Annotated in this window: 14 protein-coding genes; 11 read left to right on the plus strand and 3 right to left on the minus strand. The window is 70.2% G+C overall.

The genetic code is table 11. The features are described from left to right. The first annotated feature begins 3 nt into the window (after positions 1-3). Positions 4-627 carry a hypothetical protein gene (locus AB0I88_RS35270; protein WP_361034982.1) on the plus strand — a complete coding sequence of 208 codons (624 nt, stop codon included), beginning with the start codon at positions 4-6 and terminating at the stop codon, positions 625-627. A gap of 483 nt (positions 628-1,110) precedes the next feature. Continuing rightward, a complete protein-coding gene (locus AB0I88_RS35275; protein ID WP_361034985.1) occupies positions 1,111-1,473 on the plus strand; it encodes a hypothetical protein in 363 nt (120 codons plus the stop codon). On the opposite strand, the gene AB0I88_RS35280 is transcribed toward AB0I88_RS35275, so the two are convergent. Next, positions 1,439-1,855, minus strand: a complete 417-nt coding sequence (locus AB0I88_RS35280; RefSeq protein WP_361034988.1) for a phage holin family protein — start codon at positions 1,853-1,855, stop codon at positions 1,439-1,441. The two genes, AB0I88_RS35275 and AB0I88_RS35280, sit on opposite strands and share 35 nt — an antisense overlap. Positions 1,856-3,552: 1,697 nt before the next feature. Here AB0I88_RS35280 and AB0I88_RS35285 point away from each other — a divergent pair. Next, on the plus strand, positions 3,553-6,198 hold the full coding sequence (locus tag AB0I88_RS35285; RefSeq protein WP_361034991.1) for a protein kinase: 2,646 nt from the start codon (positions 3,553-3,555) through the stop codon (positions 6,196-6,198). Here AB0I88_RS35285 and AB0I88_RS35290 read toward each other — a convergent pair whose 3' ends face one another. Continuing rightward, the gene (locus AB0I88_RS35290; RefSeq protein WP_361034994.1) at positions 6,199-6,771 is read right to left on the minus strand and encodes a Uma2 family endonuclease; all 573 of its coding nucleotides are present in this window, start codon (positions 6,769-6,771) and stop codon (positions 6,199-6,201) included. It lies immediately after the preceding gene. 72 nt (positions 6,772-6,843) lie between these two features. Next, on the minus strand, positions 6,844-8,178 hold the full coding sequence (locus tag AB0I88_RS35295) for an aminotransferase class I/II-fold pyridoxal phosphate-dependent enzyme (protein WP_361034997.1): 1,335 nt from the start codon (positions 8,176-8,178) through the stop codon (positions 6,844-6,846). Positions 8,179-8,236: 58 nt separating this feature from the next. Here AB0I88_RS35295 and AB0I88_RS35300 point away from each other — a divergent pair, with 58 nt between their 5' ends. The 8 genes from AB0I88_RS35300 (at position 8,237) to AB0I88_RS35335 (ending at position 18,273) form a co-directional block, all read left to right on the plus strand. After that, positions 8,237-9,721: a CoA-acylating methylmalonate-semialdehyde dehydrogenase gene (locus AB0I88_RS35300; RefSeq protein ID WP_361035000.1), complete on the plus strand. Its 1,485-nt coding sequence runs from the start codon at positions 8,237-8,239 to the stop codon at positions 9,719-9,721. Positions 9,722-9,731: 10 nt separating this feature from the next. Further along, on the plus strand, positions 9,732-11,072 hold the full coding sequence (locus AB0I88_RS35305; protein WP_361035003.1) for an aspartate aminotransferase family protein: 1,341 nt from the start codon (positions 9,732-9,734) through the stop codon (positions 11,070-11,072). A gap of 154 nt (positions 11,073-11,226) precedes the next feature. Then, on the plus strand, positions 11,227-12,663 hold the full coding sequence (locus AB0I88_RS35310; RefSeq protein ID WP_361035006.1) for a gamma-aminobutyraldehyde dehydrogenase: 1,437 nt from the start codon (positions 11,227-11,229) through the stop codon (positions 12,661-12,663). Between the two features lie 44 nt (positions 12,664-12,707). Then, positions 12,708-13,832: an ABC transporter ATP-binding protein gene (locus AB0I88_RS35315; RefSeq protein WP_361035009.1), complete on the plus strand. Its 1,125-nt coding sequence runs from the start codon at positions 12,708-12,710 to the stop codon at positions 13,830-13,832. Between the two features lie 41 nt (positions 13,833-13,873). Further along, positions 13,874-15,082, plus strand: a complete 1,209-nt coding sequence (locus tag AB0I88_RS35320; protein WP_361035012.1) for a spermidine/putrescine ABC transporter substrate-binding protein — start codon at positions 13,874-13,876, stop codon at positions 15,080-15,082. A gap of 3 nt (positions 15,083-15,085) precedes the next feature. Further along, entirely contained in the window at positions 15,086-15,949 is an 864-nt protein-coding gene (locus AB0I88_RS35325) for an ABC transporter permease (protein ID WP_361035016.1), read from the plus strand. Continuing rightward, positions 15,946-16,740: an ABC transporter permease gene (locus AB0I88_RS35330; protein WP_361035019.1), complete on the plus strand. Its 795-nt coding sequence runs from the start codon at positions 15,946-15,948 to the stop codon at positions 16,738-16,740. The genes AB0I88_RS35325 and AB0I88_RS35330 overlap by 4 nt, the downstream gene beginning before the upstream one ends. Positions 16,741-16,893: 153 nt before the next feature. Next, entirely contained in the window at positions 16,894-18,273 is a 1,380-nt protein-coding gene (locus AB0I88_RS35335; RefSeq protein ID WP_361035022.1) for an aspartate aminotransferase family protein, read from the plus strand. Positions 18,274-18,707 lie beyond the last annotated feature (434 nt).

Below are 18,707 nucleotides of genomic sequence, written 5' to 3' on the forward strand. Positions count from 1 at the left end.
GATGTGCTGCCGGTCGCGGCGGACGTGGCCGTTCCCGCGCCGCTCGCCGGTGTCGCTTCGCTGCCGGTCCGGGCGCCGACGGGTGGGATCGGTACGGGCGTTGCGGTGTGGTCCGATGTCGGCTGGGTGCCCGGTTCGGCGGTGGCCGGCCGGGGTGTCTCGCCGGTGTTCGCCGGCGCCGCTTCGCTGCCGGTCCGGGCGTCGGCGGGTGACGACGATCTGGGCGCTCCGGAGCCGCCCGGAGACTTCTCGCCCATGGCCGTCGATGGGGTGTCCGGCACTTCCGTGCCGCCGTACTCACTCGAGCCGCTGCCCGGGGTGGCCGCCCCGGCCGACCTCGCCGCGGAGCCGCCGGACGCCGACGACCGGAGTCCTGGAGCGGTGCCGGGTGCCGGCTTCGGCGTGCCGGCGTTGCGAGGTGGTTCCGCATGGCCGGACGGGATGCCCGCCGGCGGTGGCGTCGGTTTCGGTGTCCCCGGACTGCCGGAACGTGCCGGTTGCCCACCCGTCGGCGAGTTGCTCCCTGCCGCCGGTTCGCTTCCTGCCGCCGGCCCGGAACCTCTGGCCGACGCGGTGCTGGTCGTCACCGTTGTTCGCGAGCCCGGTCCGGGCGTGACCGTGCTGTGAGAGCTCGGTCCGGGTGTGGCCGTGCTGTGAGAGCCCGGTCCGGGTGTGGCCGTGCTGTGAGAGCCCGGTCCGGGTGTGGCCGTGCTGTGAGAGCTCGGTCCGGGCGTGGCCGTGCTGTGAGAGCTCGGTCCGGGCGTGGCCGTGCTGTGAGAGCTCGGTCCGGGCGTGGCCGTGCTGTGAGAGCTCGGTCCGGGCGTGACCGTGCTGTGAGAGCCCGATCCCGGCGCCGCGCCACCGGGTGTGCCCGGTTTCGGGGTGGTGGCGTGGTGTGCGCCTCCGGCATCCGGTGCCGCCCCACCGGGCGGACCCGGTTTCGGGGCGCCCGGCGCGGCGGACGTGGAGTTGTAGGCGCTCGGCCCCTGATTTGGGGTTTTATATGCGCTTTGTTCGGAGGTTGTGGTGTTGCGGGTCGCTGCGTTCGGACTCGCGGTGTGTTTGCTTTGTCCGGTGCCGGTGGTGTTGTGGACGCCTGGTTTCGGAGGCGTGACGTGTGTGCCCGGTGCGGCGGTCGTGGTCTCGTGGACGCCCGGTTTCGGAGTCGCGGTGGTGTGTGCGCCCGGCTCGTTCCGGACACCACCGGCCGGCCCGCTCGTCGAACCCGTGCCGGACTGCCCGGTCGTGCCGCCGCTCAAGCGGCTGCCACCCGGTGTGGTCGCGGTCCCGGCGATCGAGTCCGGAGCCGCTTCGTTCGGCCCGTCCTCGTTCTGGCCGGCGCCGTCCGGGCCGCGGCTCGACGCGGGCGGGCCCGGCTTCGGCCGATTGCGGCCGGGGGTGGGCCGGCGGGACTCGGCGCGGCTGCGGTTGGGCGCGCTCATGTGTGCGTCCCACGCCGGGCGGCCGCCATGAACTCGTTCATGTCCTTGCGGCCGCTGGCGATCGCCGCCTCAGGTGTGGGCGGTACCGCCTCCTTCACTTCCCGCTTACCGGCGATCGCCGTGATCCCGGCGGCGCTCAGCAGAACCACCGTCACGATCAAGGCGGCCGCCCACACCGGCATGACCAGGGACAGGGCCGCGCCGGCGGTGAAGATGAGGGCCCCCGTCCCGTACAGCGCGATCACCCCGGCCCCGCCGAGCAGTCCCGCGCCCTTCCCGGCCTTCTTGCCCTTCTCGACCATCTCGATGCGGGCGAGCGCCAGCTCGTCCCGAACCAGGGTGGTCACCTGTTCGCTGAGCCGGCTGACCAGCTCCGCGGTCGATTGATCAGTTCGTGCGTCTGTGTGGGTCATGGTCCCCTCCGTCCTGCACGGTTCTCCGCGACAGACGTACCCCCACCAATGCTGACTAATCGCCCCCATCTGCCGCCCGTATTGCCGCAAATCGCTCCCCGGATCACTCGCGCTCAGCGCGAACTCGTCCCTGCCGAGCCACCACCCACCGAACGGCCCCACCGTCGTGCGTCACCGCTCGGTCCTTTCCGGCTGGTTGTCAGGGCTGACCCTGCTGGCTATTTAAGAAAGGCTCTACCAGCGCATATCTGGTCCGATCCCCGGCCGCCAGGCCTCGCCTCGGGGTGTCGGGTAGCGGAAATCGGACCTGGATCAAGGATTCATGGCCTGCGACGGCGGATCCAGGGAGGTGGAGCCCTCCGCCGTGGCGTTTCCACAGGTAGACGGCTCTCCTCAAATACCAGCAGGGCCAGGGCTGCCCCTGCCGGCTTATCAATGAAGGCTCGCTGCCAGCGCATGTCCGGTCCGGCCGTGCTTTGCCAGGCCTCACGACGTGGGTGCGGGGTAGCGGAGACCGGACGTGGATCAGGGATTCGATGACCGGCGACGGCGACGGCGGTCGGCGGTCGGCGGTCGGCGGTCCAAGACCGGTGAAGACCCGTCCGCTGCGGCGGTTGCGCATGTAGACGGCATTGCGTGAACGGTGTGCTCGTCGCTGGGCAGGACCGGCGAAGCGACCCGGCCGGCCCGCGAGGGCTCCCCGGCGACCGCCGCTGACGCTGCCCCGTTGAACTCCAGCGTGCGGCACCGGCCGGCCGCCACACACCATCACCACCACGTTCACCGGCTGGCAGCGCACGCAGGAACGAAATCCCGTCCGGGGAGACGAACACGGATCTCGGCCATCTGTGTTCCGCAGACGTGACACCCGCAACGGGTGTCATCACACCCACTACGGGTGTCACGTTCTCCGAGCACACATCGCCCAGCACGCCGGCCCTCCGCCCACCGGACGCCAGGACGCCAGGACGCCAGGACGCCAGGACGCCAGGACGGCAGGGCGCCAGGACGGCAGGACGGCAGGGCGCGGTGCGGCAGGGCGCCGGGGCGCTGTGTGCGCCCGCCCGGCGGGCAGACGGGGCCGAGCGATTCGGCACGCACGTAGGGCCCTGCGCGGTCGCTCACGCGTGTCACAGCGGTGCTCGGGGGCACACCGTCGGTGCGCTGTGCGCCCCGCCCGCCCGGCGGGCGTGCAGGCGGGCGGGGCTGGCGATTTGGTCACCAGGGTCAGCCTTGACTGCTGGGCGAAATCGCCCGCCCTCGCCGGGTGTCGGGCGGGCGCGCACACCGCACCGACTGTGCGCCCCGAGCGCTGCTACGACACGCGCGGGCGACCGCGCAGGGCCCTACGTGCGTGCCGAATCGCTCGCCCTCGCCGGGCGCTGGGCGGGCGCACACCGCACCGACTGTGCGCCCCGAGCGCTGCTACGACACGCGCGGGCGACCGCGCAGGGCACTACATGCGTGCCGATTCGCCCGCCCCGCCTGTCCGCCTTGTGGGCCGCCGGCCGTGGCGGGGACTGCGGTCTCGCGTGGTGGTATGAGCAGCCCGTGCTGGGGCCGGGGCGGCGGCCGCCTGCCGGGAAAGCGATTACCGGGGCGTGACGGTGAGAAAAGGCAGGCGGTATGCCGGTTATGCCAGGTGCGACCAGCGGGGGCCGGAGTTACGGGTGCGCCTGGCGGGTATAACGGTGCGCATGCCTGATGCGCCCGTGTTGCTCGCCGGACGATACCGGCTCGGCGAGAGCCTGGGCCGTGGAGGAATGGGGCACGTCCGGCTTGCCCGGGACGAAACGCTGGAGCGGGACGTCGCGATCAAGGAGCTCGACCAGCCGTTCGGCGAGGACGGCGCGGCGTCGGCGCGGCGCACGCTGCGGGAGGCACGCGCGGCGGCGCGGATCAGCCACCCCAACGTCGTTCAGGTGTACGACGTGCTGCAGCTCGACGATCGCACCTGGATCGTCATGGAGTACGTGCCGTCCCGTTCCCTGCGCGAGGAGATCGCCGAGCAGGGACGGCTGGACCCGTACCGGGTGGCCCGGATCGGCTTGGACCTGCTCGCCGCGCTTCGCATCGCCCACCGCCTCGGCGTCGAGCACCGGGACGTGAAACCGGCGAACGTGCTGCTCTCCGACGACGGGCGGGTGCTGCTCACCGACTTCGGCATCGCGGCGGTCGACGACGACGGCGTGATCAGCCGGTCCGACATCCTGGTCGGTTCGCCGCAGTTCATGGCGCCGGAACGCGCGCAGGGCGGCGGTGGCGGCCGTGAGGCCGACCTGTGGTCGCTCGGCGCGACGCTCTACGCGGCCATCGAGGGGCATGCGCCCTATCAGCGTGGCTCCACGATGGCCACGCTCGCCGCCCTCGCCACCGAGGAGCCCGACCCGCCGAAGTACGCCGGCCCGCTTCGGCCGCTGCTGGACGGCCTGCTCAAGAAGGATCCGGCCACCCGGCTCAACGTCGAGGCCGCCGAGAGGATGCTCCGGGCCATTCTCGCCGGCCTGCCGTCCACCGAGCCGTCGAGGATCAGCCGCGGTGTGGCCAGGGCGCTCCGGCCGGCCTCGGGCCGCGTTCCCCGCCCGCGGGCGGCGAGCGACCCGAGTCCCGCCGCCGCCAGCCTCGGGTCGGCCGCCGGTGAACCCGCGGCCTCCGGCAGCGGCACGCCGGTGGACGGTCATGTGCCCGGGGGCGGCGTGGGATCGGATCGCGTCTCGGTGGATGTGGCCCCTGACGGCGGCACGCCGGTGGACGGTCATGTGCCCGGGAGCGGTGCGGGATCGGATCGCGTCTCGGTGGATGTGGCCCCTGACGGCGGCACGCCGGTGGACGGTCATGTGCCCGGGAGCGGTGCGGGATCGGATCGCGCCTCGGTGGATGTGGCCCCGGACAGCGGCACGCCGGTGGACGGTCGTACGCCCGGGAGCGGTGCGGGATCGGATCGCGCCTCGGCGGGCCGGGCAGTCGCGGCCGACGCGGCGACGGGACAGGAAGCCGTGCCGGATGACGATCCCCGGCAGGTGGATGCGGAGTCCGAGGTGGCCGCCGGCGAGGCGGTGGCCGGTGACGATGCCGAGGTCTCCGAAGCTGTCCCGGCTGCTGGTGACGGACCCGCTGATGCGGGTGAGCCCACGGACGGTGGCGATGTGGGCCCGGACGCCGGATCGGCGGCAGCCGCGGCCGGCGATGGACCAGCCGAGAATCGGCAGGCCGGGGCAGGTGCACCGGGCGGGGACGAAGAACGGCCCGGGAGTGATTCGGCGACCGGTGCTGGCGGCGCGGCGGCCACGACGACCGCCGAAGACGAAGTCTCCGGTCCGCGACCGGGCACCGGTGGCGACGCGATGACCGGGAACGCCGGTGCCGGCGCTACGCCCATCGACGACGCCGGTGCCGGCGCTACGCCCATCGACGACGCCGGTGCCGGCGCTACGCCCATCGACGACGCCGGTGCCGGCGCCACGCCCACCGACGACGCCGGTCAGGTGCCCGCCGACGACGCGACGGCCAGCGACGGAACCGACGACGGCGCGGAGGACGCGACCAGGGTCGACGGTGACCGTAAGGCGGCGGGCGACGGGAGCCGCGGCGGTGAGCCGGCGATCTTCCGCGGCGCCGCGACACCCGGCGGGCCGGGGAAGCAGAGGGCACGCCGCCGGCCGGCGACGATGGTGGCCGCGGCGATTGCCGTGCTTCTTCTGGCGGGCGCGGCCTGGATGATCGCCAGCCGGGACGGCGGGTCTCCGGAGGCGGGCGGGAAGGGCGTGCGGGCCACCGCCACGGCGGGCACACCGGAGGCGACGCGGGCGGCGAGCCCGTCGCGGGTGCAGGAGAGTGTGCCGCCCACGCAGAACGCTCAGGCCCCGGCGCCTTCTCCGTCGGTGTCGGCGGGTTCCGGCAGGCCGGCGTTGCCGCCCGGCTGGGAGGAGTACACGGACCCGACCGGGTTCTCGTTGTACGTACCCAAGGGCTGGAAGCGTACGAAAGAGCGCGGAATCGTCTACTTCCGTGGGGACGGCAAGGTTCTCGGCATCGACCAGACGGACAAACCCAAGTCGAATCCGGTCGCCGACTGGCGGGCGCAGTCCGAGTACCGGGTGGGGGCGGGGGACTTCCCGAATTACCGGGAGGTGAAGATCGAGGCGGTGGACTATTTCCGGAAAGCCGCGGACTGGGAGTTCACCTTCGACCGCAACGGCGCCCGCCAGCATGTCAACAACCGTGGCACCGTGGTCCGGGCGGACAAGGCATACGGCTTTTACTGGCAGACCCGCGACGCCGTCTGGGACGAGTCCCGCAAGGATCTCGAGCTGGTCTTCGACAGTTTCCAGCCGGCGGAATGATCAGGTGCGCAGACCGAGCAGCGGATTGCCCTGGATGGCGACGGGGAACGGCTCGTCCAGGGTGAGGGTCTCGTTTCCTTCGGCCACCGCATAGGTCGCGTAGCCGTCGGCCTCCAGCCGGAACAGGTGGAGCGTGACCGACTCGTACCTCGTCATCTCCGGTTCGACGAGCAGGTACCACTTGATCCGCGCGTCCGCGTAAAGCCTCTTCTTCAGGGCGCGATCCATGGTGAGGTTGCTCGGCGAGGTGATCTCGCAGGCGAGAAGGACGTCGGACGCCTCGGCCACGGTGACGATCCGGGGGCCGCGAGCGATGATCAGGTCCGGTCTCATGATCGTCCCCGGTGTCAGCCGGACATTCATGTCCGGCCAGACCCATAGTTCGGCTTTGTCGGCCTCAGGGAGGAGCGCGGCGGACAGGCGGGCACTGATCTGCTGATGTGGTGAATTCGGTCCCGGGCTCACCCAGAGTCCCCCGTTGATCATCTCGATGCGAGAGTTCGTCTCATCGAGCGCGAGGAACTCCTCCTCGGTCCAGGGGCCCTGATGGTCGTCCAGCGAGACCTTCGTCATGGAAAAAGTGTCGCATGCGCTCATGCCGTCAACCGTCTCATGCCAACCTGTCATGGGGCAACCTGTCGCGGGTCAGCGAGGAATCGGCCCGGCGGCGGCTCGAGCGGCCGTGGCCAGGCGTTCCGCCACCGCGGTGTGGTTCTCGGTGACCAGCCCGACCGTCACCCGAAGGTGTGGCGCCATGCCCGGCCCGACCGCGAAGGCGGTGCCCGCGGCCGCCCCGATCCCGGCGCTCGCCAGGCTGAGCAGGGCCGCCTGCTCGTCGGCGACCGGCAGCCAGATGTTGAGTCCCTCCCCGGGCGGCAGGGCGATGCCCGCCGCCGCGAGCCCGGAGGTGATCAGGCGGCGCCGGCGGGCGTACTCGTCCCGGGCGGCCCGCACGGCGGCGATCGACGCCGGGTCGGTGAGCAGGGTGAGCAGCAGGCGCTGGAGGAGCCGGCTGGTCCACCCCTGCCCGAGCAGCCGCCGTTCCAGGATCGGGTCGAGCACGGTGGCCGGCCCGCTGACCGCCGCGAGCCGCAGGTCGGGCCCGTGTGACTTGGAGAAGCTGCGCACGTGCACGGTCTGGCGGGGCAGCCGGGTGCCGAGCGACAGCAGCGGCCCGGAGGCCAGATCGCCGGCGGAGTCGTCCTCCACGACGTACACCTCGGGGTGGGGAAGGAGTGTCTCGGCGAGTGCGGCGGCCCGCGACGGTGACCACGACGCGCCGGTGGGGTTGAGGGCGCGGGGTTGCAGGAAGACGGCGGTGGGCCGGCGGGTGAGGGCGGCGGCGAGCTGGTCCGGCAGCATGCCGGAGGCGTCGGTGCCGACGCCCACGACCGCCACGCCGAGGGTTTCCAGCAGGTCGAGCAGCGGGGGGAAGCACGGGTTCTCGACGAGCGCGAGGTCGCCGAGCCGGAGCAGCGTGGAGGCGACGTGGTCGACGGCGTCCATCGCGCCGTCGAAGACGGCCAGGCGTTCCGCGGGGTACGGCCACCGCTCCCGTAGCAGCGCGCCCAGTTCGGGAAGGACCGGCTCGTCGAGGTAGCTGGTCGGCGCCGGGGACAGTCCGTGCAGTGCGGGGACGCGGGGCAGCAGCCGTGGGTCGGGCACGCCGGTCGACAGGTCCAGCCCGAATCCGGTGGTCTGGCGCAGTGCGGCCCGGTAGCGGCCGGGCCCGCCGGCTCCGGGGGTGGCGACGACCGTGCCGCGCCGTCCGTCCGTGCGGATGGTGCCGGCCCGGCGCAGGAGCTGCCACGCCGCGTTGACGGTGCTGGGGGAGAGGTGCAGTTCGGCGGCGACGGAGCGGACGGGCGGCAGTTTGGCGCCGCCGGTCAGGGCGCCTTCGCCGACGGCGCGGCTGACCGCCTCGGCGAGTCCGCGGGCGCTGGGGTCGGAGAGCCGCTCCATGACGGCCGCGTAAAACATTATGTGACAGTACAATCCTGGCATTGTTCGGTCCAGGGTCGTCACATAATGTCGGCCCATGAATCACATCGCGCACTGGATCGACGGCGCCGAGGTAGCCGGCGTCTCCGGCCGGGTCGGCCCGGTCTTCAACCCCGCGACCGGCGAGCAGATCGCCGAGGTGGATCTGGCGAGCGCCGCCGAGGTCGGCGCGGTCGTCGCCGGCGCCAAGAGGGCCGCCAGGGCCTGGCGGGAGGCGAGCCTGTCCAAGCGTTCGGCGGTCCTGTTCAAGTTCCGTGAGCTGCTGGCGTCGCGCACCGGCGAGCTGGCCGCGATCGTCACCCGCGAGCACGGCAAGGTGCCCGCCGACGCAGCCGGCGAGGTGGCCCGCGGCCTGGAGAACGTCGAGTTCGCCACCGGCGTCCCGCACCTGATGAAGGGCGGCTTCTCGGAGCAGGCCGCCACCGGGGTGGACGTCTATTCGATCCGTCAGCCGCTCGGCGTGGTCGCCGGCATCACCCCGTTCAACTTCCCGGCCATGGTGCCGCTGTGGATGTGTGCCACGGCGATCGCCTCGGGCAACGCGTTCGTGCTCAAGCCCAGCGAGAAGGATCCGTCCGCGGCGAACTGGCTGGCGAGGCTGTGGCAGGAGGCGGGTCTGCCGGACGGCGTGTTCAACGTCGTGCACGGTGACAAGGAGGCGGTCGACGCCCTCCTGACCCACCCGGACATCGCGGCCGTCAGTTTCGTCGGCTCGACCCCGATCGCCAAGTACATCTACGAGACCGGCACGGCGCACGGCAAACGCGTCCAGGCTCTCGGCGGCGCCAAGAACCACATGATCGTCCTGCCGGACGCCGAGCTCGACGCGGCCGCCGACGCGGCGATCAGCGCGGGTTACGGCGCGGCCGGCGAGCGCTGCATGGCGATCTCGGTGGTGGTCGCGGTCGGTGAGATCGCCGACCCGCTGGTCGCGGCGATCGCCTCACGACTCTCCAAGATCAAAATCGGCGACGGTACGGACCCCACGTCCGAGATGGGCCCCCTGATCAGCGCCCAGCACCGGGACAAGGTGGCCGGTTACATCGCCGCCGGCGCCGACGAGGGCGCGAAGGTGATCGCCGACGGCCGCGACCTCCCGCAGCGCCCGGGCTTCTTCCTCGGCGCCACGCTGCTCGACAACGTGACCCCGGAGATGACGGTCTACACCGACGAGATCTTCGGCCCGGTGCTGTCGGTGGTCCGCGTGGACACCTACGCCGAGGCCGTCAAGCTGGTCAACGAGAACGAGTACGGCAACGGCACCGCCATCTTCACCCGGGACGGCGGCGCGGCCCGGCAGTTCCAGTTCGACGTGGACGCCGGAATGGTGGGGGTGAACGTGCCGATCCCGGTGCCGGTCGCCTACTACTCGTTCGGTGGCTGGAAGGCGTCGCTGTTCGGCGACACCCACATGTACGGCCCGGACGGCGTCCACTTCTTCACCCGTGGCAAGGTCGTCACCTCCCGCTGGCCCGACCCGGGTACGTCGTCGGTCGATCTCGGCTTCCCGCAGACCCGTTGAGGAGGATCGGGTGAGCTCCGAGTCGCAGGTGCGCGCGGACGACCGTGCCCACGTCTTCCATTCCTGGTCCGCACAGGGCCTGATCGACCCGCTGCCGGTGGAGAGGGCGCTGGGCAGCCACTTCTGGGACTACAGCGGGAAGAGGTATCTGGACTTCTCCTCCCAGCTGGTCAACATCAACATCGGGCACCAGCATCCGCGGCTGATCGCGGCGATCCAGGAGCAGGCCGGCCGGCTGGCCACCATCCAGCCCGCCTTCGCCAACGACAAGCGCGGTGAGGCGGCCCGAATGATCGCCGAGATCGCCCCGGCCGGCCTGAACAAGGTGTTCTTCACCAACGGCGGCGCCGAGGCGAACGAGAACGCGATCCGGATGGCCCGGCTGCACACCGGCCGGCACAAGGTGCTCTCCACCTACCGCAGCTATCACGGCTCCACCGCCACGGCCATCACGGCGACCGGCGACCCGCGGCGCTGGCCGAACGAGCCGGTCGCGATCGGGGTCGTACATTTCTGGGGCCCTTATCCCTATCGTTCGCCGTTCCACTCGGAGAGCCCCGAGCAGGAGAGCCACCGGGCGCTGGCGCATCTGCGGGACACCATCGTCTTCGAGGGCCCGGCCACGATCGCCGCGATCCTCCTCGAGACCGTGGTGGGCACCAACGGCATCCTGGTCCCGCCGCCCGGCTACCTGGCCGGCGTCCGCGAGATCTGCGACGAGTTCGGCATCGTCTTCATCGCCGACGAGGTGATGGCGGGCTTCGGCCGGTGCGGCGAGTGGTTCGCGGTGGACCGCTGGGGCGTCGCCCCCGATCTGATCACCTTCGCCAAGGGGGTCAACTCCGGATACCTGCCGCTGGGCGGTGTGGTGATCTCCGACGAGATCGCCGAGACGTTCCGGGAGCGGCCGTTCCCGGGTGGCCTCACCTACTCCGGGCACCCGCTGGCCTGCGCGTCCGCGGTGGCCAGCATGCAGATCTTCAAGGAGGAGGGGGTCGTCGAGCACGCCCGCGCGCTCGGCGACGACATCATCGGGCCGCGGCTCGCGCTTCTGCGGGAGAGGCACCCGAGCGTCGGCGAGGTGCGGGGGCTGGGCGTGTTCTGGGCGATCGAGCTGGTCCGCGACCGGGACACCCGGGAGCCGCTGACGCCCTTCAACGCCACCGGCGCCGCCGCCGCGCCGATGAACGCGGTGGCCGCCGCCTGCAAGGAACAGGGTCTGTGGCCCTTCGTTCACTTCAACCGGCTGCACGTGGTCCCGCCGTGCACGATCACGGCCGGGGAGCTGTGCGAGGGCCTCGAGATCATCGACCGGGCGCTGGACGTCGCGGACACCTTCTACACCGCCTAAAAAACCGGAATGCGTCGTTGGGACGGGATCAAACGTTCTGATTCCGTTTCAGCCTTGGAAATTACTTCGGATTCCCTTGCAGGCTCGCTCGGTGGTGTGACAAGGTCCCTCCAGTCCGGGCGAGATCGCCCTTGACCGGAAGGCCTTAATCCCTGTGAGCACCTCTGTTCCCGTGCTGCGCAACTTCGTCGCGGGGTCCTACACCGGCACCGAGGACGGCGTCACCTCCCCGGTGATCGACCCCAGCACGGGGCAGACCTACGCGCAGGCCCCGGTCTCCTCGGCGCGGGACGTCGAGAAGGCCGTGGCGGCCGCCGAGTCGGGCTTCGAGATCTGGGCGGAGAGCACCCCGGCCGAGCGCCAGCGGGCGCTGCTGCGGATCGCCGACGCGGTCGAGGCCCGGGCCGAGGAGATCATCGCGGCCGAGGTCCGCGACACCGGCAAGCCGGTCGAGGCGACCCGGACCGAGGAGATGGGCCCGATCCTGGACGAGCTGCGCTTCTTCGCGGGCGCGGCACGCGTGCTGGAGGGCAGGTCGGCGGGGGAGTACCTGCGGGACCACACCTCGTTCGTGCGCCGTGAGCCGATCGGGATCTGCGCGCAGATCACTCCGTGGAACTATCCGATGGTGATGGCTGTCTGGAAGTTCGCGCCCGCGATCGCGGCCGGCAACTCGGTGGTTCTCAAGCCGTCGGACACCACCCCGGTGAGCACCCTGCTGCTGGCCGAGATCGCCGGTGAGTTCCTGCCGCCGGGCGTGTTCAACGTGGTCTGCGGCGACCGGGACACCGGCCGGTCGCTGGTCGCGCACCCGGCGCCGCGGTTCGTGTCGATCACCGGATCGACCCGGGCCGGCATGGAGGTGGCCGCCGCGGCGGCCCCCGACCTGAAGCGGGTCCACCTGGAGCTCGGCGGCAAAGCCCCGGTCGTGGTCTTCGACGACGTCGACATCGCCGCCACCGCACGGGCGATCGCCGGCGCCGGCTTCTTCAACGCGGGCCAGGACTGCACGGCCGCCACCCGGGTGCTGGTGCACGAGCGGATCGCCGCCGACTTCACCGCCGCCCTTGCCGGGGCCGCCAGGAGCACGAAGGCCGGTCCCCCGTCCGACACCGGCGCGTTCCTCGGCCCGGTCAACAACGCCGCCCAGCTGGAGCGGGTCACCGGCTTCCTGAACCGGGCGCCCGCGCACGCCGAGGTCGCCGCCGGCGGCCACCGCCTCGGTGATCACGGTTACTTCTTCGAGCCGACGGTCGTGACCGGCCTGCGCCAGCGGGACGAGATGATCCAGGACGAGATCTTCGGCCCGGTCATCACGGTGCAGACGTTCACCGACGAGTCCGAGGCCGTGCGCTGCGCCAACGACGTCAGGTACGGGCTGAGCGCCAGCGTGTGGACACAGAATCACGGACGCGCCATGCGGGTCTCGCGGCGGCTGAACTTCGGCGCCGTGTGGATCAACACTCACCTTCCCTTCGTCTCCGAGATGCCCCACGGCGGATACGGTCATTCCGGTTACGGCAAGGACCTTTCGATGTACGGGTTCGAGGAGTACACCCGGATCAAGCACGTGATGAGTTACAACGGCTGATCCGTGCCATCCACACGCGTCAACCGCCCTGCCTGAGGTGATAGATGACAAATCCTCCCCCCACGTCGGCCGCCCATCCGGCGATCGAGTTCGTCGGTGTGCGCAAGGACTACCTGTCGCACGGCGAGGCGGTCCCCGCCGTCAGGAGCCTGGATCTGGCGATCGGGCAGGGGGAGTTCTTCTCGCTGCTCGGCCCGTCCGGCTGTGGCAAGACGACAACGATGCGGATGGTCGCCGGCTTCGAGGCCCCGACCGCCGGCCGGGTCCTGCTCGACGGCAGGGACGTCACCGGGGTGGCGCCGAACAAGCGTGACGTCAACATGGTCTTCCAGTCGTACGCGCTGTTCCCGCACCTCACCGTGCGGCAGAACGTCGCCTTCGGCCTGGAGCGCCGTAAGGTCGCCAAGGCCGAGATCACCAAGCGGGTCGGCGAGATGCTCGAGATCGTCTCGCTGACCGGCATGGAGAAGCGCCACCCCAAGGAGATGTCGGGCGGCCAGCAGCAGCGGGTCGCGCTGGCCCGCGCGCTGGTCAACCACCCGCGGGCGCTGCTGCTCGACGAGCCGCTCGGCGCCCTCGACCTGAAGCTGCGCCAGCAGATGCAGATCGAGCTGAAGCGGATCCAGCGCGAGGTCGGCATCACCTTCGTCTACGTCACCCACGACCAGGGCGAGGCTCTGACCATGTCGGACCGCATCGCGGTCATGAACAGCGGCCTGATCGAGCAGCTGGGCTCGCCGCGGGACGTCTACGAGCGGCCGAGGACCCGCTTCGTGGCCGGCTTCATCGGCACCTCCAACATCGTCGACGGCCGGGTGAGCTGGGCCGATCAGGGTTACGCGGTCCTCGACAAGGGCCCCGGCGAGCGGGTCGTGGTGCCGGTGCCGCCCGGGGTCCAGGTGGGGCATGAGATCGAGGTGTCGGTGCGCCCCGAGAAAATCGATCTACACCGGACGATGCCCGGCACCGTGACCGGTAGCCTGCTCTCCGGCACGGTCAGCGAGGTCGTCTACCACGGCACCTCGACCAATTACACAGTGGCGACGACCGCTGGAACCGACTTCGTGGTGTTCGATCAGAACGCTCACGACGCAGAGGACGTCGCGTCTCGCGGTGAGCGCGTCTTCCTCACCTGGGCCCCGCAGCACTCGTACCCGATCGGAGTCTGATGTTCCCGACCAACAAGCCGGACCCCTCCCTCCTGCGAGGCATGACGCGTTCCCGGCTCGGCCGCCGTGACGCGCTTCGTCTCGGTGGGTTGTCGGCGATGGGCGCGTTCCTCGCCGCGTGCGGTGTGGAGGGCAAGGGCAAGCCGCAGGCCAGTGTCGCGCCCGACGCGGTCGCCAAGTTCTGGGCCGACAAGACGCAGAACGGCAAGGTCAGCTTCGCCGGCTGGCCGCTCTACATGGACCCGAAGAAGCCGGAACTCAAGAAGTTCACCCAGAAGACCGGCATCCAGGTGACCTACGACGAGGTCATCCAGGAGATGGCGCCCTGGTTCGCCAAGGTGCAGCCGCAGTTGTCCGCCGGGCAGTCGATCGGCTACGACGTCATGGTCATCACCAACTCGAGCCAGTTCGGCCAGTTCCGCGACTCCGGCTTCCTCGCCCCGCTGGACCACGCGAAGCTGCCCAACTACGCGGCCAACGCCGCCAAGTCGTACGCGACCTCGTCGTACGACCCGGGCAACGTGTTCAGCATTCCGTACGCGTCCGGCATCACCGGCATCGCGTACGACCCCCGCAAGATCAAGGAACCGATCACCAAGCTCTCCGACCTGTGGAACCCGAAGTACAAGGGCAAGGTCGGCATGTTCCGCGACCTCCAGGAACTGGGCAACTTCGGTCTGCTCGCGGCGGGCATCGACCCGGCCAGGTCGACCGAGGCCGACTGGCAGAAGGGCGCCGCGAAGCTCAAGGAGCAGAAGGAAGCGGGCATCGTCCGCAACTACTACGACCAGGCGTACGTCGACGCGCTCGGCAAGGGCGAGGTCTGGATGACCATGGCCTGGTCCGGTGACATCTTCCAGAAGAACGTCTCCGACGGCACGAACTTCAAGTTCGTGATCCCGGAGGACGGCGGCACGATCTGGACCGACAACATGACCATCCCGGTCACCGCCGAGAACCCGGTCGACGCCATCATGCTGATGGACTTCCTCTACGAGCTCGAGAACGCCACGACGCTCGCCGAGTACATCAACTACGTGTGCCCGGTGCCGGCCGCGCAGGCGCAGATGAAGAAGCACGCCGCCGCGCAGACCGGCGAGGACAAGGCCTACCTGCTGTCGGTCGCGGAGAGCCCGCTGGTGTTCCCGGGCGAGGCCGAGTACAAGCGGCTGCACTACTACGTCGACTTCAACACCGCGGAGGAGAAGAAGGACTTCGAGCGGGTGTTCCAACCGATCGTGCTGGGGTGATGGATGGACCGGGTCAAACGTACACTCACGCCCTACCTGCTCGTTCTCCCCGGCGGGCTGTGGCTCCTGCTGTTCTTCGCGGTGCCGATGGCCACCATGCTGTCGCTGTCGCTGCAGGAGGGCGACATCGTCAACGGGTTCGTCTTCACCGGCCACTGGCAGAACTACGTGGATTCGATCTCGGCCTACCAGACCCAGTTGATCCGCTCGCTGGTGTACGGCGCCATCACGTCGGTCATCCTGATCGTGCTGGCGTTCCCGGTCGCATACTGGATCGCCTTCTACGGGGGCAAGAAGAAGGCGACCTACCTGTTCCTCATCCTGCTGCCGTTCTTCGTGTCGTTCGTGCTGCGCACCATCTCGTGGCGGATGCTGCTCACGGACGACGGCGTGCTGCTGCACCCGCTGAAGGAGGCCGGGTTGCTCCCGGCCGGCTTCCAGGTCCTCGGCACGGCGGGCGCCGTCATCTCCGGGCTGGTGTACAGCTTCCTGCCGTTCATGGTGCTGCCGATCTACGTGGCCCTGGAACGGATCGACCCGCGGGTGGTCGAGGCGGCCCGGGACCTGTACGCGTCCCCGCTCACCTCGTTCCGTAAGATCATCTTCCCGCTGGCGCTGCCCGGTGTGTTCGCCGGCGTGCTGATGACGTTCGTCCCGGCGACCTCCGACTACGTGAACTCGGAGCTGCTCGGCAGCTCCGGGACCACGATGATCGGCCAGGTCATCCAGTCGCAGTTCCTGTCCAACTCCGACTACCCGTCCGCCTCGGCGCTGTCGTTCACCCTGATGGCGGTGCTGCTGATCGGCGTCTTCGCCTACGCCCGCGCGCTGGGCACGGAGGACGTCATGAAGGTGGCGGCCCGATGAGAGCGCGCATCGGCGGCCAACGGCTGCTGTACGTCTACACCTGGTTCCTGATCGGCTGGCTCATCCTGCCCATCGCGGTGATGATCCTGTTCGGCTTCAACGATCCGCAGGGCCGGTACAACCAGACCTGGCAGGGCTTCACGCTCAAGTGGTACGCCGACGTCTTCGCCCTGGAGGCGCTCACCGACGCCCTGGTGATGTCGCTGCTCATCGCGGTGGCGACCGCCGTGATCGCCGGCGCCCTGGGCACCGGCATCGGGTACGCGCTGGGCCGCTGGCGGTTCCGCGGCGCCGGCGCGCTGAACCTGCTGATGTTCGCCGCGATCGCCTCGCCCGAGCTGGTGATGGGCTCGTCGCTGCTGAGCATGTTCGTCTCGCTGGGCGCACCGCTCGGCCCGGTGAGCATCACCATCGCGCACGTCATGTTCTCGGTGTCGTTCGTCGCGGTGGTGGTCCGGTCCCGGGTGGTGACCCTGGACCGGTCGCTGGAGGAGGCCGCGGCCGACCTCGGGGCGAGCGGGTGGACCACCTTCTGGAAGGTGATCTTCCCGATCATCCTGCCGGCGATCTTCTCCGGCGTGATGCTCGCGTTCGCGCTCTCCATCGACGACTTCGTGATCACCAACTTCACGGCGGGCACCACCCAGACGTTCCCGCTGTGGATCTGGGGCTCCACCCGGGTCGGCCTGCCACCGCAGGTCAACGTCATGGGCACGATGATCTTCGCGGGTGGTGTGCTGGTCGCCGTTCTGTCGAACATCCGGTCGCGGCCCCGCAAGAAGGTCGCATAAGCGGTGAATGATGGCCCGGCGTCCGTGATGGGCGCCGGGCCATTCTTGTTCCAACCCAGAAATGGCGCGGAAATAGTCGCTTCTAGACTTGTGTGCTACGGATTCCGTAGGCAAGGATCATGTCTACCTCTGGAACTAGTGGGAGAGATACCCGTGACCGATCGACCTGCTGATGTGGACGCGCTCTCCGCGACCGCCCGTGACCACCTGTGGATGCACTTCACCCGGCTTTCGGCCTACCAGGACAACCCGGTCCCGGTGATCACCCGCGGCGACGGCTGCTACGTGTGGGACTCGACCGGCCGGCGCTACCTCGACGGCCTCTCCGCGCTCTTCGTCGTGCAGACCGGGCACGGCCGGCAGGAGCTGGCCGAGGCGGCCGCCAAGCAGGCCGGTGAGCTGGCCTACTTCCCCATCTGGTCCTATGCGCATCCCAAGGCCATCGAGCTGGCCGGCCGTCTCGCCGGCATGGCCCCCGGCGACCTGAACCGGGTCTTCTTCACCACCGGCGGCTCCGAGGCCGTCGAGTCCGCGTGGAAACTGGCCCGCTCCTACTACAAGCGCGTCGGCAAGCCGCTGAAGACCAAGGTCATCTCCCGGGCCATCGCCTACCACGGCAGCTCGATGGGCGCCCTGTCGATCACCGGCATCCCGCCGTTCAAGCAGGACTTCGAGCCGCTGATCCCGAGCACCATGCGCGTGCCGAACACCAACTTCTACCGCCGCCACGACGAGAACCTGACGCCCGAACAGTTCGGGATCTGGGCCGCCGACCGCATCGCCGAGATGATCGAGTTCGAGGGCCCGGACACCGTCGCCGCCGTCTACCTCGAGCCGGTGCAGAACGCCGGCGGCTGCTTCCCGCCGCCGCCCGGCTACTTCCAGCGGGTCCGCGAGATCTGCGACCGCTACGACGTGCTGCTCGTCTCCGACGAGGTGATCTGCGCCTTCGGCCGCCTCGGCGAGTACTTCGGCGCCGACCGCTACGGCTACCAGCCCGACATCATCACCGTCGCCAAGGGCCTGACCTCCGGTTACGTGCCGCTGGGTGCGATGATCGCCTCCGAGCGGCTGGCCGAGCCGTTCCTCACCGGCGCCAACTGGTTCGCCCACGGCATCACCTACGGCGGCCACCCGGTCGGCTCCGCGGTGGCGCTGGCCAACCTCGACATCATGGAGCGTGAGGGCCTCAACCAGCACGTCCGGGACAACAGCCCGCTCTTCCGCTCGTACCTGGAGAAGCTCCTCGACCTGCCGATCGTCGGCGACGTCCGCGGCGACGGCTACTTCTTCGGCATCGAGATGGTCAAGGACAAGGCCACCAAGGAGACCTTCAACGCCGAGGAGTCCGAGCGCCTGCTCCGCGGCTTCCTGTCGGCGGCCCTCTTCGAAGCCGGTCTCTACTGCCGCGCCGACGACCGCGGCGACCCGGTCATCCAGCTCGCCCCGCCGCTGACCGCAACGGAGACCCAGTTCGCCGAGATCGAGCAGATCCTCCGCTCGGTGCTCGTCGAGGCCCAGAACCGCCTCTGAGCGATCCCGCGAAGCGCCCGGGCCGGCCGTCAGCCGCCCGGGCGCTTTCGCGTCGCGCCACCGGTCGCTCGAGGCGTTTCTCTCGCGCTTCGCGTGGTGCCGCTGGTCAGTCGAGGCGTTTCTCTCGCGCTTCGCGTCGCGCCACCGGTCGGTCGAGGCGTTTCTCTCGCGCTTCGCGTGGTGCCGCCGGTCCGTCCAGCCGCTTCTCTGACGCCTTCTTCTGTTGTACGCCGTGCGCCGCCCCGCCGAGATTCCCCGTCCCGCATGTTCCACGCGAGGCGGTGCCCGGGCCGGGCCGTGCCGCGCCCGCCGGGCTTGAGCGGGTGGTTCGGCTGGCTGCGCCGTCCACCCGATGCCGCTGCCCTCCGACTGGAAGATCCCGCCGAAACACGCGGTGGCGGGGTTCGTCATCTCCCCGCACGCCGAGTCCGAGA

Origin of the sequence: Actinoplanes sp. NPDC049802 (genome assembly GCF_040656595.1) — a bacterium.
In the GTDB taxonomy this organism is placed as follows: domain Bacteria; phylum Actinomycetota; class Actinomycetes; order Mycobacteriales; family Micromonosporaceae; genus Actinoplanes.